The sequence below is a fragment of the Ruegeria sp. BB1 genome, from assembly GCF_056539465.1.
Genome location: NZ_JBQFVB010000003.1, coordinates 293,855 through 316,259, shown reverse-complemented (window position 1 = coordinate 316,259; position 22,405 = coordinate 293,855). Strand labels below are relative to the sequence as shown.

Annotated in this window: 21 protein-coding genes and 1 pseudogene; 13 read left to right on the top strand and 9 right to left on the bottom strand. The window is 58.8% G+C overall.

The window, feature by feature from the left end:
* Positions 1–224, bottom strand: a pseudogene (locus tag ACR0AL_RS10930) (hypothetical protein); the annotation flags it as partial.
* A gap of 54 nt (positions 225–278) precedes the next feature.
* On the bottom strand, positions 279–992 hold the full coding sequence (locus ACR0AL_RS10925) for a uroporphyrinogen-III synthase (RefSeq protein WP_480662978.1): 714 nt from the start codon (positions 990–992) through the stop codon (positions 279–281).
* A gap of 97 nt (positions 993–1,089) precedes the next feature.
* Between ACR0AL_RS10925 and tsaD the strand changes: the two genes are divergently transcribed.
* The 5 genes from tsaD (at position 1,090) to ACR0AL_RS10900 (ending at position 5,121) form a co-directional block, all read left to right on the top strand.
* Positions 1,090–2,187: a tRNA (adenosine(37)-N6)-threonylcarbamoyltransferase complex transferase subunit TsaD gene (gene tsaD / locus ACR0AL_RS10920; protein WP_480662976.1), complete on the top strand. Its 1,098-nt coding sequence runs from the start codon at positions 1,090–1,092 to the stop codon at positions 2,185–2,187.
* Positions 2,184–3,146 carry an NAD(P)H-dependent glycerol-3-phosphate dehydrogenase gene (locus ACR0AL_RS10915; protein WP_480662974.1) on the top strand — a complete coding sequence of 321 codons (963 nt, stop codon included), beginning with the start codon at positions 2,184–2,186 and terminating at the stop codon, positions 3,144–3,146. The genes tsaD and ACR0AL_RS10915 overlap by 4 nt, the downstream gene beginning before the upstream one ends.
* A 1-nt stretch (position 3,147) precedes the next feature.
* On the top strand, positions 3,148–3,417 hold the full coding sequence (locus tag ACR0AL_RS10910; RefSeq protein WP_170349518.1) for a YciI family protein: 270 nt from the start codon (positions 3,148–3,150) through the stop codon (positions 3,415–3,417).
* Positions 3,417–3,839: an EVE domain-containing protein gene (locus ACR0AL_RS10905; protein WP_480662972.1), complete on the top strand. Its 423-nt coding sequence runs from the start codon at positions 3,417–3,419 to the stop codon at positions 3,837–3,839. Before ACR0AL_RS10910 ends, ACR0AL_RS10905 begins: the two co-directional genes overlap by 1 nt.
* A 160-nt stretch (positions 3,840–3,999) precedes the next feature.
* Positions 4,000–5,121, top strand: a complete 1,122-nt coding sequence (locus ACR0AL_RS10900) for a hypothetical protein (protein ID WP_480662970.1) — start codon at positions 4,000–4,002, stop codon at positions 5,119–5,121.
* A gap of 194 nt (positions 5,122–5,315) precedes the next feature.
* Here ACR0AL_RS10900 and ACR0AL_RS10895 read toward each other — a convergent pair whose 3' ends face one another.
* The 4 genes from ACR0AL_RS10895 to ACR0AL_RS10880 all read right to left on the bottom strand — a co-directional run bounded on the left by ACR0AL_RS10895 (position 5,316) and on the right by ACR0AL_RS10880 (position 8,367).
* Positions 5,316–5,657 (bottom strand): DUF2853 family protein, encoded by a 342-nt coding sequence (locus ACR0AL_RS10895; RefSeq protein ID WP_170349521.1) that lies wholly within the window; start codon positions 5,655–5,657, stop codon positions 5,316–5,318.
* Between the two features lie 142 nt (positions 5,658–5,799).
* The gene (locus ACR0AL_RS10890) at positions 5,800–6,549 is read right to left on the bottom strand and encodes an extensin-like domain-containing protein (protein WP_480662968.1); all 750 of its coding nucleotides are present in this window, start codon (positions 6,547–6,549) and stop codon (positions 5,800–5,802) included.
* A gap of 13 nt (positions 6,550–6,562) precedes the next feature.
* The gene (gene ahcY, locus ACR0AL_RS10885; protein ID WP_170361099.1) at positions 6,563–7,951 is read right to left on the bottom strand and encodes an adenosylhomocysteinase; all 1,389 of its coding nucleotides are present in this window, start codon (positions 7,949–7,951) and stop codon (positions 6,563–6,565) included.
* A 101-nt stretch (positions 7,952–8,052) separates the two neighbouring features.
* On the bottom strand, positions 8,053–8,367 hold the full coding sequence (locus ACR0AL_RS10880) for a hypothetical protein (protein WP_170349524.1): 315 nt from the start codon (positions 8,365–8,367) through the stop codon (positions 8,053–8,055).
* Between the two features lie 205 nt (positions 8,368–8,572).
* Between ACR0AL_RS10880 and ACR0AL_RS10875 the strand changes: the two genes are divergently transcribed.
* A complete protein-coding gene (locus ACR0AL_RS10875) occupies positions 8,573–9,166 on the top strand; it encodes an HD domain-containing protein (protein WP_170349525.1) in 594 nt (197 codons plus the stop codon).
* Positions 9,167–9,201: 35 nt separating this feature from the next.
* Here ACR0AL_RS10875 and ACR0AL_RS10870 read toward each other — a convergent pair whose 3' ends face one another.
* From ACR0AL_RS10870 to ACR0AL_RS10860, 3 genes are all read right to left on the bottom strand, one after another.
* Positions 9,202–9,588, bottom strand: a complete 387-nt coding sequence (locus ACR0AL_RS10870) for a hypothetical protein (protein WP_170349526.1) — start codon at positions 9,586–9,588, stop codon at positions 9,202–9,204.
* An 18-nt stretch (positions 9,589–9,606) separates the two neighbouring features.
* On the bottom strand, positions 9,607–10,161 hold the full coding sequence (locus tag ACR0AL_RS10865; RefSeq protein WP_142637470.1) for an ActR/PrrA/RegA family redox response regulator transcription factor: 555 nt from the start codon (positions 10,159–10,161) through the stop codon (positions 9,607–9,609).
* An 85-nt stretch (positions 10,162–10,246) separates the two neighbouring features.
* Positions 10,247–10,867, bottom strand: coding sequence for an SCO family protein (locus ACR0AL_RS10860; RefSeq protein WP_170376586.1), 621 nt, complete (start codon positions 10,865–10,867; stop codon positions 10,247–10,249).
* Between the two features lie 92 nt (positions 10,868–10,959).
* Between ACR0AL_RS10860 and regB the strand changes: the two genes are divergently transcribed.
* The 7 genes from regB to addA all read left to right on the top strand — a co-directional run bounded on the left by regB (position 10,960) and on the right by addA (position 22,402).
* A complete protein-coding gene (gene regB, locus ACR0AL_RS10855) occupies positions 10,960–12,357 on the top strand; it encodes a sensor histidine kinase RegB (protein WP_170349528.1) in 1,398 nt (465 codons plus the stop codon).
* A gap of 64 nt (positions 12,358–12,421) precedes the next feature.
* Positions 12,422–13,927: a PAS-domain containing protein gene (locus ACR0AL_RS10850; RefSeq protein ID WP_170349529.1), complete on the top strand. Its 1,506-nt coding sequence runs from the start codon at positions 12,422–12,424 to the stop codon at positions 13,925–13,927.
* Positions 13,928–13,968: 41 nt separating this feature from the next.
* Complete coding sequence (gene tsaE, locus ACR0AL_RS10845) at positions 13,969–14,442, top strand: tRNA (adenosine(37)-N6)-threonylcarbamoyltransferase complex ATPase subunit type 1 TsaE (RefSeq protein ID WP_170349530.1); 474 nt, start codon at positions 13,969–13,971, stop codon at positions 14,440–14,442.
* The gene (locus tag ACR0AL_RS10840) at positions 14,439–15,443 is read left to right on the top strand and encodes an aminoglycoside phosphotransferase family protein (RefSeq protein WP_480662966.1); all 1,005 of its coding nucleotides are present in this window, start codon (positions 14,439–14,441) and stop codon (positions 15,441–15,443) included. Before tsaE ends, ACR0AL_RS10840 begins: the two co-directional genes overlap by 4 nt.
* Complete coding sequence (locus ACR0AL_RS10835; RefSeq protein ID WP_480662964.1) at positions 15,440–16,126, top strand: nucleotidyltransferase family protein; 687 nt, start codon at positions 15,440–15,442, stop codon at positions 16,124–16,126. The genes ACR0AL_RS10840 and ACR0AL_RS10835 overlap by 4 nt, the downstream gene beginning before the upstream one ends.
* Positions 16,119–19,046 carry a double-strand break repair protein AddB gene (addB, locus tag ACR0AL_RS10830; protein ID WP_480662962.1) on the top strand — a complete coding sequence of 976 codons (2,928 nt, stop codon included), beginning with the start codon at positions 16,119–16,121 and terminating at the stop codon, positions 19,044–19,046. Before ACR0AL_RS10835 ends, addB begins: the two co-directional genes overlap by 8 nt.
* On the top strand, positions 19,043–22,402 hold the full coding sequence (gene addA / locus ACR0AL_RS10825; protein WP_480662960.1) for a double-strand break repair helicase AddA: 3,360 nt from the start codon (positions 19,043–19,045) through the stop codon (positions 22,400–22,402). The genes addB and addA overlap by 4 nt, the downstream gene beginning before the upstream one ends.
* Positions 22,403–22,405: the final 3 nt, after the last annotated feature.

Genomic DNA, 22,405 nt, shown 5'->3' with positions numbered 1-22,405 from the left:
GCTTCGGCTTCGGCTTCGGCTTCGGCTTCGGCTTCGGCTTCGGCTTCGGCTTCGGCTTCGGCTTCGGCTTCGGCTTCGGCTTCGGCTTCGGCTTCGGAAAAGCCCTCTTCTACCGGCTCGGCCGCGTCAACAGTAGCTTGTTCCTCAGCAATTGTGGATTCGACCGCTTCGTCCGACTTGGGGTCTTCCACTGGCTTTTGATCGGTTTTCTTCTTACGAGCCACCGCAACATTCCCCTTATCGAATCCAAAATCATATGAATAACAGGCCACTCTAAGTTAATCGGTGGTATCGCTACCCTCAACCCGCATCGCATGTTTCACAAGTTTTTTAACCGCTTTTCGCATTTTCTTGGGGGTTGGCGCTTTGGCGACCCTTAGATGCGCATAGTCCAAAAAATAAAGGGGTTCCGCAGTCGCTTCGCTGATTGCGGCCAGCCACAGGGGCGCTGAACCAGCCCAGATATCGGCAAATTGTCGCGCCGTCCGGGGCGAAAATAACGGTGCGATGACCGGCTCTTTGCCATCGGTGGCGGCTGCGGCCTCGGGTGTCAGCGGTAACAGGCGCTGCTGATAGACGGCCTGTTCGCGCACGGTCAGTCCCGACTCGGTCAGGCGGGTGGCGACATTGCCCCGGCTGTGTTCTCCACGCAAATGCAAAAGCGGGCTGTCGGGCCGATGTTTCAGCAGATAGGCCACCAGTTCTTCGGCCGCTGCGCCAACCATCTGCGCGTTCCAACCAGCAGTTTGGGCCGTACTGGTAGTGGCAGGGCCGACGCAAAAGGCGGGCATGTCCCGAGACAAGCCCAAGGATACGGCAGCATTCACCCCATTGGCCGAGGTGAAAATCAATCCCCGCACACCACTGGTGTCGACATTGATCGGCAAGGGGTTGATTTCGAGTAGCGGGGAATAGATGACCTTGACCCGGGATCTGGTGCGGGCCGGCAGCTGCGCGACAAACCGTTCTGAGGCGGCGCGAGGGCGGGTCATCAACAAATACAACGGTCGGCGCCTTCCGCCTTGGGATTGTTTGCATCCGCGCAGGGTGATACCCCGCTTGGCAGTCATGGTGTAACGGATCAGGCCAATGGTGCAAACACTTACCATCCTCGGGTTGGAAAGCAGCTGTGATGACACGGCCGCCGCCGTCGTGCGCCAAACCGATGGTGCAGAGGCCGAGGTTCTGTCTTCTATCGTGCATGGCCAGACCGAGTTGCACAGCGCTTTTGGCGGCGTAGTGCCTGAAATTGCGGCCCGCGCGCATGCCGAAAAACTGGATGTCTGCGTGGTGCAGGCGTTACAGTCCGCAGGGCTGACCCTAGCCGATATGGACGCCATCGCGGTCACCGCCGGGCCGGGTCTGATCGGCGGCGTCATGTCGGGCGTCATGTGTGCCAAGGGGCTGAGTGCAGCATCTGGCCTGCCATTGGTGGGGGTGAACCATCTGGCCGGGCATGCCCTGACACCGCGTCTGACGGATGGGATCGCTTTTCCTTATCTGATGCTGCTGGTCTCGGGGGGGCATTGTCAGTACCTGATTGCCCACGGACCGGAAAAATTCACCCGTCTGGGCGGCACCATCGACGATGCCCCCGGCGAAGCGTTCGACAAAACCGCCCGCCTGCTGGGCTTGCCGCAACCCGGCGGCCCCTCGGTCGAGGTCGAAGCCCGGTCGGGCGATCCCAAGCAGTTCCGCTTTCCGCGCCCACTGCTGGACCGGCCAGGATGTGATCTGTCGTTCTCGGGGCTCAAGACCGCGCTGATGCGGATGCGAGACCAGATCGTTGCCGAAAAGGGTGGGTTGACCCGACAGGACCGCGCAGATCTGTGCGCTGGGTTTCAGCAGGCCATTGTCGACACATTGGCCGAAAAAACCCGCCGGGCGATGGATCTGTATTTGGAGGAAAACCCTGCAGAGCCGGTGATCGCGGTTGCAGGTGGCGTAGCAGCAAATTCGGCCATTCGTGCAGCATTAGAGACTGTTTGCATAGAAAAAGGTGCGCGATTCACGGCCCCGCCGCTGAACCTATGCACCGATAACGCCGCCATGATTGCCTATGCCGGGATAGAGCGGTTTCGTACCGGTGCCCGGGATGGATTGGACCTGACCGCCCGGCCCCGCTGGCCGTTGGATCAGACCAGTCCCGCCATGCTGGGCAGCGGCAAGAAAGGAGCCAAGGCATGAGCGTCGCTGTCCTTGGATCTGGGGCATTTGGCACCGCTTTGGCGATTTCGCTGGCCGGGAATGGGCCGGTGACGCTGTGGTCCCGCAACACCGGGCAAGCCAACCAAATGCAAGACAGCCGCGAAAACGCAGCGCGCCTGCCAAAAGTGGCCCTGCCGAACGAAGTGTTGGTGACAGCCGACATGCAGGACGCCGTGACCGCTGATGTCTTGCTGCTGGCGGTGCCTATGCAGAAATTGCGTGCAGCTCTGACGGAACATGCCCCGGTTTTGGCCGGTAAGACGCTGGTTGCCTGCTGTAAGGGGATCGAACTGTCCTCGGGCCTTGGTCCAATCTCGGTGATCCGCCAGACCATCCCGGATGCGCGCCCGGCCCTGCTGACCGGGCCCAGCTTTGCCGATGACATCGCGCGTGGGCTGCCCACGGCGCTGACGCTGGCCTGCGCGGATGGTGATCTGAGTGAAACGCTGCAGACCGAACTGACCACTGCGAACCTGCGCCTTTATCGCACCACCGACGTGATCGGCGCGGAATTGGGCGGAGCCTTGAAAAACGTCATGGCCATCGGCTGCGGCGCTGCCATTGGGGCCGGGCTGGGCGACAGTGCCCGCGCTGCCCTGATGACCCGTGGCTTTGCCGAGATGCAGCGGTTCGCTTTGATGCGCGGCGCGCGTCCCGATACCTTGATGGGCCTGTCCGGATTGGGCGATCTGGTGCTGACCTGCTCATCCGAATTGTCCCGAAATTATCGTTTTGGCCTGTGTTTGGGTCAAAATCGCCCTTTCGACAGCCAAACAACGGTCGAAGGCGTCGCAACCGCGCGCGCCATGGCGGACATTGCCACGGCTGAGGGGCTGGACATGCCCATCAGCGCCACGGTGGCCGACCTGAGCCACGGCACCTATAGTGTGCCCCAAGCCATTCAAACTCTGCTTAACCGACCCCTCAAGGAGGAATAATATGCTCATTGCCCTGATCGCCAAGGACAAGGACGGCGCCCTGCAAACCCGGCTGGACAATCGCGCCAACCACCTGGCCTATATCGAGGAAACTGGCGTTGTTGCACAGGCAGGCCCCCTGCTGGACGGCGACGCGATGATCGGCTCGTTGATCATTCTTGAGGTCGAGGACATGGCTGCTGCGCAAACATGGGCAGACAACGATCCCTATGCCAAAGCAGGGCTGTTTCAATCCGTTGATCTGATCGTATGGAAGAAGGTCGTCGGCTGATGGCATATTGGCTGTTCAAATCCGAACCCTCAACCTGGAGCTGGGATCAGCAGGTTGCCAAAGGGGATGCGGGCGAAGAGTGGGACGGCGTGCGCAATTATCAGGCGCGCAATTTCATGCGTCAGATGGCAATCGGTGACCGCGGGTTTTTCTACCACTCGCAAAAGGACAAGGCGATTGTCGGCATTGTCGAGGTCTGCGCCGAGGCCCACCCCGACAGCACTACAGATGATGAACGCTGGGAATGTGTGGATATCAAGGCTGTACGCCCGTTCACCACAGCTGTCACTTTAGAGCAGATCAAGGCAGATGAATGTTTGGACGAGATGGTGCTGGTGAAAAACTCGCGCCTGTCCGTTCAACCTGTGACTGATGAGGAATGGGCAACCATCTGTGCGCTGGGGGCCACCCAACCGGATTGACGGAATCAACGTCTAAGGGTGCAAACCTTCTCAAACCACCAATAAAATGGTATATTTTTAGGGCTGCACCATGTGGGGGCAATGGCGGCCGCAGTTTCAGTGGTCGTCTGTCTTTTGGTGTTGCTCGATCTTTGGTTGATCAATTCGAAAGCAAGAACCCATGTCTGACGTTGAAGGCAGCGGTGGGAAGAACGAAGACATTGCTGCTGAGCTGAGTTCAAAATGCTGGGAAGCGCGCCTTGAGATTGCGCGAAAGCAGCGCGCCGCTGCGCTGGCCGATGTGCAGCAATCAAGTCACCTGGAAATGTCACCGGAAATCGATATTGAAGCGCCGCAGGAAGACAGCCCCGCAGAACCCGGTGAATTCAAACTTGAGCAGGTTGTGTTCAAAAGTTCTCAGTCGAAACACCCAATACAACCGCCCCGAAAACAGCGCGTCAATCGCATGTATCCGATCGTTTTTGGTGCAATGTTCTGTGGCGCTACCCTGCATTGGGCCGCAACAAGCGTTTTCGCAGGATGGCGAAACCCCGACGCAGTGGTTCAAACCAGCTTATCTATTGATACAACAGCAGAAATCGACACAAACGCAAATCCGGCGGCAGGCGATCCAAATGACGGTGATACGACCCTGTCCAGCTTGGGATCAGACACCGCAAAACCGGTTTCGCGGTTTGCCAAAGTGACGCACAAGACCTCCACTGCAACTACGGAGCCAGGTTCAGTAGGGGGCAACTCACATTTTCCAATGGACTATGCGCCTGCCTGGGGTGAGACTCTATTGCCACCAGTGATACAAGGCTCTTACGAACCGGTGGCTCCGCTAACAACCGTACCTGACCTCGTGATCGCCCGAGCCACCGCACCGAGATCGGTTCTCGTGATCCCCGAAAAGCATGACAGCCTGCCTAATCATGACCAGCCGGCTGAAACAGGGGTATCTCTTTTTGTACCCGTTGGCGTGTCGAACGAAACCAGCATCGCCGTGCTTGAGATTTTGACCTCGGACCAGACTGACGTGATTGCAACGGCGCGGGTAAATTATGCCGTGAAGGCGACTCAGGTCCGATTCTATCACCCCAAGGACGCGCAAATTGCGGAACTGACAGCAAGTTTGCTTGGCGGTATCTCTCGGGACTTTACGAAGTCCGGTCCAAAAACGCGACCGGGTCATATTGAGGTTTATCTGGCCGGTAAGGGAGGTGGAAGAAAACGCCAACCAAATCGAGGGCCAGATTCAGTGGAACAGTTTGTTGCCCGAATTATTGAAGAGTTCCAATAAAAATGCGGGAAGGTTCCGACGATGCAGAACCTTCCCTACCCCCGCGTGCTCCCTACTCACCACACGCGTCTGGAAATCTTTGGCTCTGACCGTACTGGTCACTCTTAGATATTAGTAGAGTTCTGGTGGTCAGCACAAACACCAAGTGCTTAAAATTGAAAACGCCCGCCAGTGGCCTGACGGGCATCAAGGGATCAGCCGTAGACCGACTCTTTGCCGAAATGCTTGGTCAGCATGTAATAGACAACGGCGCGGTATTTGTTACGCTCAGACATGCCATAGGTTTCAAGCGCAGTGTTGATTGCGCCCGTCAACTCTGGCCCGTCTGACAGGCCCAGCTTCTTGATCAGAAAGTTGTTCTTGACCGTCTCGATCTCACCTTCCTGCGTGGCAGCCACGGTCGACGCGTCGGCGTCATAGATCGCCGGACCACATCCGATTGTGACCTTGGTCAGCAGGTCCATATCAGGGTCCATTCCGCATTTGTTTTTCAGATCATCTGCGTATTTTGCGATCAGCTCGTCGCGTTTTCCCATGTCCCAATCTCCCTAAGTTACAATGAAACGGCACCCTTACCGTCTTCATTAAGGTTAGCCGCGACGGATATTTTTCCGAAAGGAAAAAATTAAGGGATTTCTCCCCCTAATGCCGATAAGGGCGCAAAGCGGCCCGGCTAGCCTAGCGGCAAAAGCCCCAACCCGGACCCTGCAGGTGGAAATGGTCGGCGTGCAAGCGATTGTAATCTGGCCCTAAAACAACCCGGAACCAGTCACAAGCACCACGTCCAATCCGATGCAAAAAAGCGGCCTCGGGTCCGGGCGTGTCCCAATCTGTCAGCAGGATCAGGGATCGGCCATCCCCCAGTTGCAGACCGATTATATCAATCGCGTCCGCGGTGGCGTGGCTGCTCCAGCCGCTGTCCTGCCCCTGCGCAGTGCGCATCCGGCGGCAATTGTAGCTGCCCACGTGGCGTAAGGCGCGCACGTCGGTGCCCAAGATCTCGCGCGCGGCGGGCTGCACCACGTGATGTTCCCATAAGGCCAGCCGCAATGTTGTGGTGCAGCTGGTTTCGACCGCCTCGATCCGTGCGGTGGTCAAACCAGACAGCAGACCCCGACCGGCAATGCCACAGTTCCGATCCACCACCAGCTCGTCCATCGGCTCAAAAACCACTTCGGCTGCGGACAGGGCGGCCCGGCACTGTGCCTCGTCCCCCAAGGCGCGGCGCAGCTGATACGCGGTGACCGGCGTAACCGGTGCTGTCACGGTCAAGTCCCGCAGTGGGTTCCAATGTGGCGGCACCGGAGTTTGCGGATGCGACAACACCCACCACCCGCCGCCGCCCACGACGATCAGCAAGGCAACGAGTGTAAAAAACAAAGACGCCGCCAGATACAAAATCCGGCGGCGTCTTGTGCGTTTGGTCATCCCCGTTCCGCAATCAATAGCGGTAATGCTCGGGCTTATAGGGGCCTTCGGGTTTCACGCCGATATAAGCCGCCTGTTCACTGTCCATTTGGGTCAGCTTCACACCGATGCGATCCAGATGCAGGCGCGCGACCTTCTCATCCAGGTGCTTGGGCAGGATGTAGACGTCGTTGTTGTACTCATCACCCTTCGTGAACAGCTCGATCTGCGCCAGAACCTGGTTGGTGAAAGAAGCTGACATCACGAATGACGGGTGACCGGTGGCGTTGCCGAGGTTCAGCAAACGGCCTTCGGACAGCAGGATCAGACGATTGCCCGACGGCATCTCGATCATGTCCACCTGTTCCTTGATGTTGGTCCATTTGTGGTTCTTCAGGCTTGCCACCTGAATTTCGTTGTCGAAGTGACCGATGTTGCCGACGATGGCCATGTCCTTCATCTCGCGCATATGCTCGATGCGGATCACGTCCTTGTTGCCGGTGGTGGTGATGAAGATATCGGCCGATGCGACTTCGTCTTCCAGCAGAGTGACTTCGAACCCGTCCATCGCCGCCTGCAGGGCGCAGATCGGGTCAACTTCGGTCACTTTCACACGGGCACCCGCGCCGCGCAGCGAGGCGGCCGAGCCTTTGCCCACGTCACCATAACCACAAACGACAGCAACTTTACCGGCCATCATCGTGTCGGTGGCACGACGGATGCCGTCGACCAGCGATTCCTTACAACCGTATTTGTTGTCGAATTTCGACTTGGTGACACTGTCGTTCACGTTGATCGCCGGGAACGGCAGGTGGCCGTCTTTCACCAGCTGATACAGGCGGTTCACACCGGTGGTGGTTTCCTCGGACACGCCCTGGATCTGATCACGCATCTTGGTGAACCAGCCAGGGCTTGCCGCCATTCGCTTGGCGATCTGGGCCTTAATGACTTCTTCCTCTTCCGAGCCCGGAACGGGGATGATGTCTTCGCCGGCTTCGGCACGTGCGCCCAGCAGGATATACAGCGTTGCGTCGCCGCCATCATCCAGAATCATGTTCGGGCCGTCTTCGAACAGGAAGGATTTGTCCAGATAATCCCAATGCTCTTCCAACGTCTGGCCTTTGATCGCAAAGACCGGAATACCAGCCTCGGCAATGGCTGCCGCCGCGTGATCCTGGGTTGAGAAGATGTTGCACGACGCCCAGCGCACATCCGCGCCCAACGCCACCAATGTTTCGATCAGAACAGCCGTCTGGATGGTCATGTGTAGCGAACCGACGATCCGCGCACCTTTAAGGGGCTTTGCGTCACCGTATTCCGCGCGCAGGGCCATCAGGCCCGGCATCTCGGTTTCGGCGATGTCCAGCTCTTTGCGGCCAAACCCGGCCAGCGCAATGTCTTTGACGATATAGTCCCCGGCCATCATATACTCCATTCCGGTAAGCAGGTCCGGGCTGCCCCCTAGCATCCCTTGGGGCAGGTAGCAACGCAGATGGCCGAAAACAGATTATTTGGCAGCAAAAATCAGCTGGGCTCACCCTTAAGTGTAATCTTCGGGATCGCTTCAAAAAAATCGGTGCCAACGGCGACAATACAACTAATGCCGTTCGCTTGGGTCACCAGAACCGTGTAGCTTCCGGTTTCCTTCGAGGTCCAAACCTCCATAACCGCCTGCGCACCACGCGTTTTCTGCAATCCACCAAAGACCAGCTCTTCTGAATAGCTGTCTTGCAGCTTGGCGATCACATGCTCGCGTTGCGCACAACCTTGGGCAAATGCAGGGGGGGCAGTGGCGGCCATTCCAAAGGCCAGGGTAATTCCAAACAGTCGCTTAAACATAGCTAGCTCCTTCCGATACGAGTTACGTTCCGAGAGGGGCACACCAGGAGGAGCATGCACCCCCCTCAGCACAGATGTCGGTATCACCACGCGCCAATTCAAAGCACGTCTGGTCAAGAAAAAGTTGGCAGCTGGTGATCTCGACAGGTACATCATAACACAAAAACCCAAAACTTACGTGAGCGACTTCACAGGGCATGGCATAATGGCAACACAAGCACGAGCGTGGCAAAGAATGCTGTCGGGGCGCAGGCTGGATCTGCTGGATCCGACCCCCGTGGACATCGAAATCGAAGATATCGCCCACGGATTGGCCTTTGTGGCCCGTTGGAACGGCCAAACGGCGGGTGATTTCGCCTATTCCGTGGCCGAGCATTCCCTGCTGGTTGAGGAGCTTTTTGGCCGGATTGCGCCCAAAGCACCGGTGAAATGGCGCCTCGCGGCTTTGTTACACGATGCGCCGGAATATGTGATCGGAGATATGATCTCGCCGGTCAAATCCGCCGTTGGCCCCGATTACGGCGCTTTGGATGATCGTCTGGCGGCCGCGATCCACATTCGGTTCGGGTTGCCTGCTGCAGTGCCGAAAACGGTGAAACGGCAGATCAAGAAAGCCGACAAGATCAGCGCCTGGATGGAGGCAACGCAAATCGCGGGGTTTTCCGAGGCTGAGGCGACGAAGTTCTTTGGTCGTCCGGATAAGTCGGTGATGGAAGGATTGACGATTACGTTACGCCCGCCGGTTGAGGCACGCGAGGCGTATATGGCGCGGCATGAGAATCTGATCCAGAAGATTTAACAAAGGATGGCGTGTTCTCGGATCAATTGGTCCAATCAATAGGAAATGTACAAAAATCCGATCACAGACAGACCGATCAGAGTCAACCAGCCGATAAGTTGATATAGAAACCTCAATTTCTCCGCATTCATCTCACCGGTATCAAAGGGCTCCAGAGATGAACGGGTTTGCTTGGCCCCAATAAGTTTGGGGAAAAGTGCCGACAAAGCATGGGCGATGCCGAAGAAGGTCAAAAGAGAACAAGTTGCTAGTCCAAAGACACTCGCCGTTAAGCCGGTCATAGTCCATGGTCCATTCCAAGTTTGAAAAACAATGGATCCCACAACGATCAGAGCTCCGAGGGAACAGACGCCAAAAACCAAAGCGCCTAGACGTTGCACCCAAGTTTCAGGCGCGGTTTTCGCCAATAGCTGCAACACCATTCGAACTGAGTCTGTAGCCTACCTCGGACTGCGCTTCGCCAAAATTCGCTGCAACGTTCGGCGGTGCATGTTCAGGCGACGGGCGGTCTCGGAGACATTCCGGTCGCACAGCTCATACACCCGCTGGATATGCTCCCAGCGCACGCGGTCCGCGCTCATGGGGTTTTCCGGCGGTGGCGGCAGTTCGTCACCTTTGGCCAGCAGCGCATTGGTGATGTCGGTGGCATCGGCGGGTTTTGACAGGTAGTCGGTCGCGCCGATCTTGACGGCGGCCACGGCGGTGGCAATCGCGCCATATCCGGTCAGAACCACAACCCGGCTGTCGGGGCGTTTTTCGCGCAAAACTTCGACCACATCCAGACCGTTGCCATCCTCAAGCCGCAGGTCGACAACGGCATATGCAGGGGGGCGGGCTGTAGAAATGGCGCGGCCTGCGGCGACGGAACCTGCGGTCTCAACTTCGAACCCGCGCTTCTCCATGGCTTTGGCCAGACGTCTCAGAAACGGCTCATCATCATCCACCAAAAGCAGGGATTTATCGGGGCCGATATCCAGGTCAGAGCTGTCCGCCATATTCTGTTCTTTCCGTAATTTTACGTCTTTGGCTTAAACATGAGTAATAGCAGCGCCATTTCAAAGGTCAAATCGACTGTGCGCCCTACATCTGATCCAGGAAGCACCCGACCTTGTCGGCCATCTGCTCCGCCGTGTCGTCGCGGTTGAAGAATTCCAGGAATCCATGCTCGGGCGTCATCAGGTAAGTAAAGGTGGAATGGTCGACCAGATAGAATTCGTCGCTTTTGTCATGAGCCTTGTAATAGGTCTTGTAGGTTTGGCTGGCGGCCTTGACCTGCTCGGGCGTGCCGGTCAGAGCGATGGTTTTGCCGCCCAGATTGAACGCATAATCAGCCATCACTTCGGGTGTGTCGCGATCCGGGTCGATCGAGATGAACAGCGGCGTCACAGACTGGCCACGCTCGGCCAGAATATCCACGGCCTCGGCATTGCGCGACATATCGAAAGGGCAGACATCGGGGCAGAAGGTATAGCCGAAATAAACCAGCGTCGGCTCGGTGATCACATCTTTGTCGGTAACGGTCTCTCCCTTGCCGTTGATCAGCTCGAACGGGCCGCCAATCGCGGCTGAGCCACCGGCGATCTGGCCAGAACGGCATTGCGCGAACTGATCGTCCGACCGGCCCCCCAGCGTCAGCAGCCACATGGCGCCCAGGCCAACGGCCAGAACAACGGTTGCGAGGATGGCATAAAGGCGGGTCATGACATCAATCCTGAAATGAGAGGGGTTGTTGATCGTTTTCGCCGGGACACCTATCAAGATGAACAGCCGATGCAACAGGACATAATAGACCGATGGCAAATTCCAACATCACTTCGTGGACCGGTCAGGAAGGCAGCAACTGGATTCGGCTGCGCACGCTGATCCTATTGCGCTGGGTGGCCATCATTGGCCAGTTCACGGCCATCACTGTGGCACAGCGATATTATCACGTGCAGCTGGAACTGGCCCTGTGTTACCTGGCCATTGGTGTTTCGGTCATGGGCAACATGACGGCCATTCTTCTGTTCCCGCAAAACAAGCGCCTGACCGAGTTCGAGAACTTCCTGATGGTTCTGTTCGATCTGCTGCAACTGGCCATTCTGCTGTATCTGACCGGTGGTCTGAACAACCCGTTTGCGTTGCTTCTGCTGGGGCCGGTGACCATTTCGGCAAACGTAATGAGTACGCGTTCAACCCTGATCGTGGGGGGTGTTGCGATTGTTGTGGCATCCTTGCTTGCTGAGTTTCATCTGCCGCTGCGCACGGATCAGGGCGAGGCGTTGCTAATCCCCGACATGTTATTGTTCGGAAACTGGGCCGCGATCGTGATCGCAATTGTGTTCATTGGCGCCTACTCACACCGCGTCAGTTCCGAGGTCCGATCCATGTCCGAAGCGCTTGCAGCCACCCACATGGCCCTGGCGCGCGAACAGAAGCTGACCGATCTGGGCGGTGTGGTCGCCGCCGCCGCGCATGAGCTGGGAACGCCATTGGCCACGATCAAGCTGACCAGTTCCGAGCTGATCGAAGAGCTGGATGACCGCCCCGACCTGAAAGACGATGCCGCACTGATCCGCGAACAGGCCAATCGCTGCCGCGATATCCTGCGCGATATGGGCCGCGCCGGCAAAGATGATCTGCATCTGCGGCAGGCTCCTCTGTCCACCGTGGTGCATGAAGCCGCCGAACCGCATATTCATCGCGGCAAGACGGTGCATTTTGACGAAGGGCCTGCCGGGGACGGTGATGTGCAGCAACCCTCGATCCTGCGCAAGCCCGAGATCATTCACGGATTGCGCAACCTGATCCAGAATGCGGTGGATTTCGCCCGCGCCAATGTCTGGGTCGAGGCCGAATGGACCACCGATCAGATCACCATCAATATCATGGATGACGGGCGCGGGTACCCTTCGCAGATGATTGGCCGTATCGGTGATCCCTTCATGCGCCGCCGCCGAGCCGAATCCGATCAGCGGACCCGCCCGGAGTATGAAGGCATGGGGCTGGGGTTATTCATTGCCAAAACCCTGCTGGAACGCAGCGGGGCAGAGCTTCAATTCGCCAACGGGTCAGATCCCTATCAGAACCTGAGCGACAAAAAAGACCGGCGGGGCGCAATCGTACAGGTTTCCTGGCCGCGAAATCTGATCGACGCGCAAACCGGCGACACGCCTGTCCCGTCGGGTGCGAACCAGCGTATCCAGGTCTGAGTTAAGACCCCGTTAACCATTAACGCGCATAGTTCCTTCTCGTGATATCAGTACCGAGGAGAGCATGGTCGACTGGATCATTCTGGCCGCTATCAGCCTGGTATCCGCTAGCCTGGCGGTGCAATGGCTTTTGCCCCGTCGTCGGCAGCGGGGCGATAGTTTCGGTCTGTCCTCACCCGCGTCGCTGTTCGATGCAGTGTTTCTGTTCGATGAGGACCGCCTTATCAGCCATTCCGATATTGCTCTGGAAGGGTTTCAGGCAGTCCGCGACTGGCCTGATCTGCGCCGCCTGCTGCAACGGGACTTTCCGACCTTTCCGGAAACACCAGACCGTATTCGACGCGAAGGTACCCTGATCATTCCTGCCATCGACTGCACCATCGAACGCGATGTCCTGTGTGAATGGATCGACGGGATCGTGCGGGTGCAACTGCGCGACAGTACCGACCGCCCCGACCCGGTGCAGCGCGACCCCCAAGACCCGATCCGGCTGGCGATGGAACAGGCCCCCTATCCGGTTTGGCTGCTGGATCATCAAGGTAACGTGCGCTGGTGCAATGCCGCCTATGTCTTACTTGTGCGCAAGGTCCGCGGTCAGGATACTGATTTGACCGCACCGATGTTCCCCGGCACTGATGAAGACGCACGGTTGGGGGCAAAAAGCCGCATCTCAATTTCGTCCGAAGGCAGCGGCAACAAGCTGTGGTTCGATCTCACTCTGGTGGATCACCCCGAGGGGCACCTGTGCTATGCCGTCGATATCAATGCCATCGTCGCCGCAGAGACCGCTCAGCGCAAGTTCGTCCAGACCATGACGAAAACCTTTGCTCAATTGTCTATCGGGCTGGCCATATTTGACCGCAACCGACAACTGGCCTTGTTCAACCCGGCGCTGATCGATTTGACCACCCTGCCCCCGGATTTCCTCAGTTGCCGCCCCAGTCTGTCCAGCTTTTTTGACCGACTGCGGGATCAACACATGATGCCGGAACCCAAGAATTATCGCGGGTGGCGCAACCAGATGAACGACCTGCTCGAAGCGGCCGAGGACGGGAATTACCAGGAAACCTGGTCGCTGCCCTCGGGGTCAGTATATTCGGTCAGCGGGCGGCCCCATCCCGACGGCGCCGTGGCTTTTCTGTTCGAAGATATCACGGCCGAGATTACCCTGACCCGGCGCTTCCGCTCGGAAATGGATCTGATGCAATCGGTTCTGGATAAGTTGGCCGATGCCATCGCGGTGTTTGGTGATGACGGAACACTGGCTTTTACCAACCGCGCCTATCAACAATTGTGGGGGGATTCTGGTGAGGCCGGGTTCGAACCGGATTCCGTGCTGGATGTGACGCGTGGCTGGCAGGAACAATGCGTTGCCTCACCGATCCTCGGCGAGATTCGCGATTTTGTGGAAATGCGCGACAACCGTGTTGAATGGTCCAACGACCTAAAGCTGCGGAACGGCACCCAACTGTCCTGTACGGTCAGTCCCATGCAGAACGGCGCAACGATTGTGCGGTTCTCGGTCGAGGATGCGCCGTCAACCCTGCCGATCCGTCAAATCAGCGCCTGAACCGGGTTGCAGCCGCCCGGGCGTAAGGTCATTGTGGCGCCATGACGTTGCACGCCCGTTCGATCACCCTGAATTCGCCCGAAGAAACCGCCGATCTGGCCGCACGGCTGGGTGCAAAATTGCGCCCTGGCGACATCTTGTTGCTTGAGGGTGAGATCGGCAGCGGTAAGACCCATTTTGCGCGCAGCCTGATCCAATCACTGATGTCTGTGCCCGAGGACGTGCCTTCGCCCACCTTCACGCTGGTACAAGCCTATGACACCCTACCTGGCGAGATCTGGCACTGCGATCTGTACCGGCTAAGCGCCTTGGAAGAGATCGAAGAACTGGGGCTGTCCGACGCTTTTGAAACTGCCATTTGCCTGATTGAATGGCCGGACAAGCTGGGTCCGCTGACCCCTGCCACCGCCCTGACCTTGCATTTGAAAACAGACCCTAACACGACGGGTTTGCGATATCTGACCCTTTCGTGGTCCGATCCGAAATGGCCCCAAATACTGGAGAGTGCCGCATGACGAACCGGGCTGTGCTGGCCGAGGCGCTGATTGCACAAACACCATGGTCCAACGCCACGCGCGCACCGCTGGCCGGGGATGCCTCGAACCGCCGGTACGAACGTTTGACCGATCCCGATACTGGCCGCACGGCTGTTTTCATGGACTCACCTCCGGGCAAGGCCGAACCGGTTGAGGCTTTTGTCCGCATGGCTAACTATCTGCGGGAAATCGGGCTTAGCGCACCCGAAATCTATGCCGAGGACACAGAATTCGGCTTTCTGTTGCTGGAGGATCTGGGCGATGATCTGTTCGCCCGCGTCCTGAGGCAAAACCCTCGGATGGAGCGCGAATTGTATGAGGCTGCAACCGACGTTCTGATCGAGTTGCACAAGGCACCTACCCTGTCACTGCCGTCTTATGATCCGACGATGATGACCGAATTGGCTGCGTTGTCCTTCACCAAATACGCCCAAGCGGTATTGGGGGAACATGATGCAGACGCTCGGATACGGTTTGAAAACCGCTTTGCGGATATTTTGCACCAAGAAACCTCGGGCCGCAAAGTGGTGATCCAACGTGACTATCACGCGGAAAACATGATCTGGTTGCCGGACCGTGACGGGATCAAGCGGGTGGGATTGCTGGATTTCCAGACCGCGATGCTGGGCCACCCGGCCTATGACCTCGTGTCGATGTTGCAAGATGTGCGCCGTGATGTGGCTCCGGGGACCGAGATGCAGATGGTAAACCGATACATCGATGCAACCGGCGAAAAGGATCATGACTTTCGCACTGCCTACGCCGTGTTGGGCGCGCAGCGAAACCTGCGCATTCTGGGCGTGTTCGCCCGATTGGCGGTGGACTATGGAAAACCGCAATACATCGATCTGATCCCGGCCACATGGGCGCATCTGATGCGCGATCTGGACCATCCTGCGCTGGTCTCTGTTGCTGATCTTCTGCGCGGCTCCCTGCCCGCCCCAACCCCGGAAAACCTGGACAGGCTCAGACAGACATGACCCGACACCCCGACGCCGTGATGTTGTTTGCCGCCGGGTTTGGCACCCGTATGGGCGCTTTGACCAAAGACCGGCCCAAACCCTTAATCGAGATCGCAGGCCGCCCGCTGATCGATCACGCGCTGGATCTGACGGACGATCTGCCCGCTGATCGAGTGGTTGCTAACCTGCATTATTTGCCAGACCAGCTTGCAGCGCATCTGACCCCCAAGGGCGTGCTGACCTCTTTGGAAGAGCCGGAAATTCTGGAAACAGGCGGTGGGCTGCGTGCTGCTCTGCCCCTACTGGGGTTGGATCCGGTATTTACCTTGAATACGGATGCAATCTGGTCCGGGCCGAACCCTCTGACCCTTTTGCGCAAAGCGTGGGACCCCAACCGAATGGATGCGCTGCTTATGTGTGTTCCCATCGCCCAGACCATCGGGCATGCCGGACCGGGCGATTTCACGGCAGATGCCGAGGGCCGGATCACCCGTGGCCCCGGATTGGTCTATGGCGGGGCGCAGATCATTAAGACCGAAGGGCTGGCAACCATATCGGAACAGGCATTTTCGCTGAACTTGCTGTGGGATCAGATTCACAAACAAGGCCGTCTGTTCGCGGCCACCTACCCCGGTCGCTGGTGCGACGTGGGCCGCCCCGAGGGGATTGCCCTGGCCGAGGGGCTAATAGCCGATGTTTGAACCCAGCGCCGCGCCCCGCGTCTTTGCCGTGCCTCCGGGCGCAGATTTTCCAAAGGCTCTGGTGGATGGCCTGCGTCAACGCGCCAGTGACCAACCGCCCGAGGCGCTGGCCCGGGTCCAACTGGTGGTCAATACGCGCCGTATGGCCCGGCGCGTACGCGATCTGTTCGATCAAGGCTCGGCCTGCCTATTGCCACGCCTATCGCTGGTGACCGATCTGGGCGAAAGCGTCGATCTGGCGCAAATCCCGCCCGCCATCCCCGCATTACGACGCAGGCTGGAGCTGACGCAGCTGATTGCCAAGCTCTTGGAACAACAGCCTGATCTCGCTGCGCGATCCTCATTGTTCGATCTGTCCGACAGTCTGGCGGCGCTGATTGACGAAATGCAGGGCGAAGGTGTTTCGCCAGACGCGATCCGGCAGCTGGATGTCAGCGACATGTCTGGTCACTGGGCACGGGCCCAGGCTTTTATCGGGATTGCCGACCATTTCATTGACTCTGGCCCTGATGCGCTGGACGCGCAGGCGCGGCAACGGCGTGTGGTGGAAAACCTGATTGATCGCTGGCAGGTTTCGCCCCCGCAGCATCCGGTAATCCTTGCGGGCTCTACCGGCTCGCGTGGCACCACATTGATGCTGATGGAGGCCGTCGCTCGCCTGCCGCAAGGGGCGCTGATCCTGCCTGGTTACGATTTCGATCAGCCTGACCATGTCTGGCAGGGATTGGACGATGCGCTAGCCTCAGAAGATCACCCGCAATACCGGTTCCGAAAACTGATGACCCGGCTTGAGATACAGCCGAGACAGATCGAACATTGGACGATCAACCCTACCCCGTCCCCTGCCCGTAATCAGCTGATTTCACTGGCATTACGCCCAGCGCCGATCACTGATGCCTGGATGTCCGAAGGCCCCCAGCTAACCGATCTGGATGGCGCCACCAAGGACCTCACCCTGGTTGAGGCGCAATCCCCCCGCGCCGAGGCATTGGCCATTGCCCTGCGTCTGCGTGAAGCGGCAGAAACCGGCCAGACCGCCGCGTTGATCACGCCTGATCGGATGCTGACTCGTCAGGTCAGCGCCGCATTGGATCGGTGGAACATACTGCCGGATGACAGTGCGGGTCTGCCATTGCAGCTATCGCCTCCGGGCCGGTTTCTGCGCCATGTGGCTGGGCTGTTCGCCCGGAGGCTCGAGGGCGAGGCGCTGCTGACCCTGCTGAAACATCCGCTTTGCCACGATGGCGGCGATCGCGGTGCGCATCTGCTGCATACCCGTGATCTGGAACTGGATTTGCGGCGACACGGCCCTCCGTTCCCCGACAGCGCCAGCCTGGCCGCTTTTGCCATCCGCAAAGAGGTGCCAGAGCAGTGGATGCAATGGCTGGTGGCGCAGTTCTGCGACCAGCACGTGACGGGTGAATTACCTCTATCCGAATGGGTGACCCGCCTGCGCAATCTGGCCGAGGCAATATCGGCCGGTAGTGAAGGCGACGCCGGAACGCTGTGGGACAAGAATGCGGGCCAAAAGGCGTTGTCAATTCTGACCGCGCTTGAGGACGAGGCCGAACATGGCGGCCCGATGATGGCCCATGATTTCGCCGACCTGCTGGGCGCGCTGCTGGCGGGGGAAGAGGTTCGCGACCGGGACGCGCCACATCCGCATATCATGATCTGGGGAACGCTTGAGGCCCGGGTTCAGGGCGCTGATCTGTTGATTCTGGGCGGACTAAATGAAGGCAGCTGGCCCGAAGCCGCAGCTCCCGACCCTTGGCTGAACCGACAGATGCGCGACAAGGCGGGGCTGCTGCTGCCCGAACGCCGCATTGGCCTGTCAGCGCATGATTTCCAACAAGCCGTCGGAGCGCCCGAGGTCTGGTTGACCCGCGCAACCCGATCCGATGACGCCGAAACCGTGCCATCGCGTTGGCTGAACCGGATGACGAACCTGTTGCAGGGCTTGCCGGGGCAGGGTGGTCGCGAAGCGCTGGCTTCAATGCGCGCTCGTGGCCAGCAATGGCTGCGTTGGTCGGAACAGCTTGAGGTCGCGCCGAAGATCGAACCGGCCGCGCGTCCATCGCCGCGCCCGCCGGTCGCCGCACGCCCACGCCGTCTGAGCGTGACCGAAATCAAACGCCTGATCCGCGATCCCTATGCGATCTACGCCAAACATGTGCTGCGCTTGCGGCCACTGGACCCTTTGGTCCAGGCACCAGACGCTTTGCTGCGCGGGATCGTCATCCACGAAATCCTTGAACATTTCGTCAAGGACAGTGTTTTGGACAGCGCTTTGCTGACACGCGAGAATTTCCTGAAACGCGCTGAGACGCTGTTGGACCAGCATGTCGCGTGGCCGACCGCCCGCAAACTGTGGCTGGCACGGCTTGAGCGGATTGCCGATGACTTCCTCACCGCTGAAACCGCCCGACGTGGCGATGGCGGGCCAGTGGCGTTTGAGGCCGCTATGAAGCTGGTGCTATCGCCACTGGATTTCACCATCGCAGGACGAGCCGACCGAATCGATCACAACAGCCGTGGCGCGGTGCGGATCGTGGATTACAAGACCGGCACGCCTCCGACCGAAAGCCAGCAAGCCAAGTTCGACAAACAATTGCTGATCGAGGCGGCCATGGCCGAGCAGGGCGCCATCGAAGGCATCGATCCGTTACCGGTTGCCGAGGCTGTATTCATCGGCATGGGCGGTACTTACAAAGAGGTCGCGGCCCCATTGGCCAAGGAGCCGCCTGACAAGGTTCTGACCGAGCTGAAAGAGCTGGTATCTGCCTATTTAGAGCCTGATCAAGGCTTCACCGCGCGCCGGATGCTGCACAAGGACACGGATGTTGGCGACTATGACCACCTCGCCCGGTTCGGCGAATGGGACCGCACTGACAAAACCACACCCGAGGTGCTGAAATGAACGCCCGCAATGATGCAACCGAGCGGCAGGTGCAGGCGGCGCGCCCAGATGCCTCGACCTGGTTGGCGGCCAATGCGGGGTCGGGCAAGACGCGGGTTCTGACCGACCGGGTGGCACGGTTGCTGCTGGGTGGCGTGCAGCCGCAACATATCCTCTGCCTGACATACACCAAAGCCGCCGCCAGCGAGATGCAGAACCGGTTGTTCAAACGGTTGGGTGAATGGGCGATGCTGGAGGATGACAGCTTGCTGGCGCAGCTGACCGATCTAGGCGTGCCGGGCGTGATCGACCCTGACAGGCTGGCGCAGGCCCGCACCCTGTTTGCCCGCGCCATCGAAACGCCGGGTGGACTAAAAATCCAAACGATCCACTCATTCTGCGCTTCGCTATTGCGGCGATTTCCTTTGGAGGCCGGGGTTAGTCCTCAGTTTTCCGAGATGGAGGACCGGGCCGCAGCGCTATTGCGCGAAGAGATCGTCGAAGATTTTGCCGATGGTCCGCAGGCCGCACTGATTGAGGACGTCGCCCGTTTCGTCACAGATACCGGCTTTGACAATCTAACCGCCGCCGTCACGCATAAACGCAACCTCTTCTCTCAGCCAATAGAGTGGCCTGATCTGCTGCAACGTTTCGATCTGCCCGACGGGTTCGACGAAAACGCCCTGCTGGCCCGCGTGTTTCTGGGTGGTGAGGTCGACTTGATCCGCGCGATCCTGCCTGCACTGACCGAAAGTGGCGGCAACAATGCCAAGGCTGCGGCCAAACTGGCGGCGTTTACCGAGGCGCGCATCAACAGCTTGCCGCTGTTGGAGGGCGTGTTTCTGACGGGCAAATCGGCCAAAGAACCTTTTACCGCCAAGATCAACAGTTTCCCCACCAAAGCCCTGCGGGAAGGCGTGTTGGCTGGTCATATGCCTCAGCTGGAAGCCCTCATGCTTCGGATCGAGGCCGCACGCGAACACCGGCTGGCGCTGGTCGCGGCACGCAAAACACATGTTCTGCACCGTTTTGCTGCTGCCTTTTTGCCAGAATACGAACGCCGCAAGCTGTTGCGCGGCTGGCTGGATTTCGACGACCTAATCCTGCGCGCACGGCAGGTGCTTAACGATCCGGCCGTGGCGGAATGGGTGCTGTACCGCCTTGATGGCGGTATCGACCACATTCTGGTGGATGAGGCGCAGGATACCAGCCCAGATCAATGGGATGTTGTTGAAAAGCTGGCTCAGGAATTCACCAGCGGGGAAGGGGCCCGATCCGGGGTCGAGCGGACTATTTTCGTGGTCGGCGACAAGAAACAGTCGATCTATTCCTTTCAGGGCGCCGACCCGCAGGCCTTTGACCGGATGCAACAGGAATTTGGGCGCAGATTGGAAGAATCAGGCTCTAAATTGTGGGATTCGACACTAGAATACTCATTCCGATCCTCTAGTGCGATCCTGTCTCTGGTCGATATCCTGTTCGAAAACCGTGCCGAGGCTGGGTTTCACAAGGATAGCCTGCACCGCGCATTTAAGGCCGATTTGCCGGGCCGCGTTGATTTGTGGCCGGTGGTTGAAAAGGTCGACGACGATGATGATGGCGACTGGACCGATCCGGTGGATCGACCCGGCGCGCGGCACCACACGGTCATTCTGGCCGAACAGGTAGCCCGCTCGATCAAGACCATGATCGACACCGGCGAGACGATCCCCGAGGATGGTGACCGGCCCGGCACTTTCGTTCGGCGCAAGGTGCAACCGGGGGATTTTCTGATCCTCGTCCAACGCCGTTCAGACCTGTTTGCCGAGATCATCCGCGCCTGCAAGGCCGAAGGCCTACCCATTGCCGGGGCCGACCGTTTGAAAGTGGGCGCGGAACTAGCGGTCAAGGATCTGGCGGCGCTGTTGAGCTTTCTGGCCACGCCCGAGGACAGCCTGTCACTGGCCACAGTGTTGAAATCGCCTTTGTTCGGGTGGGGTGAACAACAATTGTTCGACCTGGCGCATCGGCGGCAGGAACAGTTTCTGTGGGCCGCTTTGCGACAACGGGCCGAGGAGTTTCCCGAAACGCTAGGCATCCTCAACGATCTGCGCGGCCAGATCGACTTTCTGCGCCCTTATGACCTGATCGAACGCATTCTGACCCGGCATGACGGGCGGCGGAAACTATTGGGCCGATTGGGGGCCGAGGCCGAGGATGGTATCAACGCACTGCTGTCACAGGCACTGGCTTATGAGCGCACCGATATTCCCAGTTTGACCGGGTTTCTGGTCTGGATGCAGACCGACGATCTGGAAATCAAGCGGCAGATGAGCGGTGTCGGCAACATGATCCGCGTGATGACGGTGCATGGCTCCAAAGGGCTTGAGGCCCCGATCGTGATCCTGCCGGATACCGGCAAGCGACAAGCCCCGCGTGATGCCGAGATCATGGTGGGTGAGGGCACACCGCTGTGGAAAGTACCCGCGGATGCCTCGCCAGCCTTGATCGCCCAGGCACGAGCCGAGGCACGGACGCGGGAAGAAAATGAACGGCTTCGACTGCTATATGTGGCTCTAACGCGGGCCGAAAAGTGGCTAATCGTCGGCGCCGCCGGGGATGTCGGCAAAGACGGAACCAGTTGGTACCAGATGGTCGAGGCTGCGATGGCACGGGCAGGGGCCGCACAGGTCCCTGGCTCGGAAACCCTGCGTCTGTCACATGCAGATTGGGACGCGTTACCTCTTGTCGAACATGTGGAGCCTGAGATTGCCGCGACTCCGCTGCCCAACCAGTTCCTTTCCCCAGCGTCCGTGCCAGAACAGGCGCCCGAGACGCTCAGCCCGTCTGATTTAGGTGGGGCCAAAGCGTTACCCGGAGATACCGGCCACGATGAGGAGGCCGCCAAACTGCGTGGCACGCGCCTACACTTGTTGTTGGAACACTTACCATCCGTTGCGCCAGAGAATTGGCCGCAGCTTTGCGCCCGGGTTCTACCTGATATGCAACAACCTGACCGGCAGGAACTGTTGGATGAGGCGCAGGCCGTTCTGGCGGCTGACCATCTGAAATTCGTGTTCGCCAAAAACACACTGGCCGAGGTCCCGGTGACCGCCGATCTGAACGGGCGACGCATGCATGGAGTGATCGACCGTCTGATCGTGACCGAGGCGGATGTGCAGGTGATTGATTTCAAATCAAATACCACGGTTCCTGACAGCGCATCAGCCTGCCCCGAAGGTCTGTTGCGACAGATGGGGGCCTATGCCCAAGCGTTGGCGCAGATCTATCCGGGTCGACAAGTTCGCACGGCGATCCTGTGGACGCGCACTTCCGATCTGATGTGGTTGCCACACGATCTTGTGACGGATGCATTGACCCGCACCCAGATATCTTGACCT

Bases quoted from the DNA above. Each gene is read 5' to 3' on its own strand.
- ACR0AL_RS10925 (WP_480662978.1), bottom strand. From the start codon at position 992: ATGACCCGCCCTCGCGCCGCCTCAGAACGGTTTGTCGCGCAGCTGCCG.
- tsaD (WP_480662976.1), top strand. From the start codon at position 1,090: ATGGTGCAAACACTTACCATCCTCGGGTTGGAAAGCAGCTGTGATGAC.
- ACR0AL_RS10915 (WP_480662974.1), top strand. From the start codon at position 2,184: ATGAGCGTCGCTGTCCTTGGATCTGGGGCATTTGGCACCGCTTTGGCG.
- ACR0AL_RS10910 (WP_170349518.1), top strand. From the start codon at position 3,148: ATGCTCATTGCCCTGATCGCCAAGGACAAGGACGGCGCCCTGCAAACC.
- ACR0AL_RS10905 (WP_480662972.1), top strand. From the start codon at position 3,417: ATGGCATATTGGCTGTTCAAATCCGAACCCTCAACCTGGAGCTGGGAT.
- ACR0AL_RS10900 (WP_480662970.1), top strand. From the start codon at position 4,000: ATGTCTGACGTTGAAGGCAGCGGTGGGAAGAACGAAGACATTGCTGCT.
- ACR0AL_RS10895 (WP_170349521.1), bottom strand. From the start codon at position 5,657: ATGGGAAAACGCGACGAGCTGATCGCAAAATACGCAGATGATCTGAAA.
- ACR0AL_RS10890 (WP_480662968.1), bottom strand. From the start codon at position 6,549: ATGACCAAACGCACAAGACGCCGCCGGATTTTGTATCTGGCGGCGTCT.
- ahcY (WP_170361099.1), bottom strand. From the start codon at position 7,951: ATGGCCGGGGACTATATCGTCAAAGACATTGCGCTGGCCGGGTTTGGC.
- ACR0AL_RS10880 (WP_170349524.1), bottom strand. From the start codon at position 8,367: ATGTTTAAGCGACTGTTTGGAATTACCCTGGCCTTTGGAATGGCCGCC.
- ACR0AL_RS10875 (WP_170349525.1), top strand. From the start codon at position 8,573: ATGGCAACACAAGCACGAGCGTGGCAAAGAATGCTGTCGGGGCGCAGG.
- ACR0AL_RS10870 (WP_170349526.1), bottom strand. From the start codon at position 9,588: ATGGTGTTGCAGCTATTGGCGAAAACCGCGCCTGAAACTTGGGTGCAA.
- ACR0AL_RS10865 (WP_142637470.1), bottom strand. From the start codon at position 10,161: ATGGCGGACAGCTCTGACCTGGATATCGGCCCCGATAAATCCCTGCTT.
- ACR0AL_RS10860 (WP_170376586.1), bottom strand. From the start codon at position 10,867: ATGACCCGCCTTTATGCCATCCTCGCAACCGTTGTTCTGGCCGTTGGC.
- regB (WP_170349528.1), top strand. From the start codon at position 10,960: ATGGCAAATTCCAACATCACTTCGTGGACCGGTCAGGAAGGCAGCAAC.
- ACR0AL_RS10850 (WP_170349529.1), top strand. From the start codon at position 12,422: ATGGTCGACTGGATCATTCTGGCCGCTATCAGCCTGGTATCCGCTAGC.
- tsaE (WP_170349530.1), top strand. From the start codon at position 13,969: ATGACGTTGCACGCCCGTTCGATCACCCTGAATTCGCCCGAAGAAACC.
- ACR0AL_RS10840 (WP_480662966.1), top strand. From the start codon at position 14,439: ATGACGAACCGGGCTGTGCTGGCCGAGGCGCTGATTGCACAAACACCA.
- ACR0AL_RS10835 (WP_480662964.1), top strand. From the start codon at position 15,440: ATGACCCGACACCCCGACGCCGTGATGTTGTTTGCCGCCGGGTTTGGC.
- addB (WP_480662962.1), top strand. From the start codon at position 16,119: ATGTTTGAACCCAGCGCCGCGCCCCGCGTCTTTGCCGTGCCTCCGGGC.
- addA (WP_480662960.1), top strand. From the start codon at position 19,043: ATGAACGCCCGCAATGATGCAACCGAGCGGCAGGTGCAGGCGGCGCGC.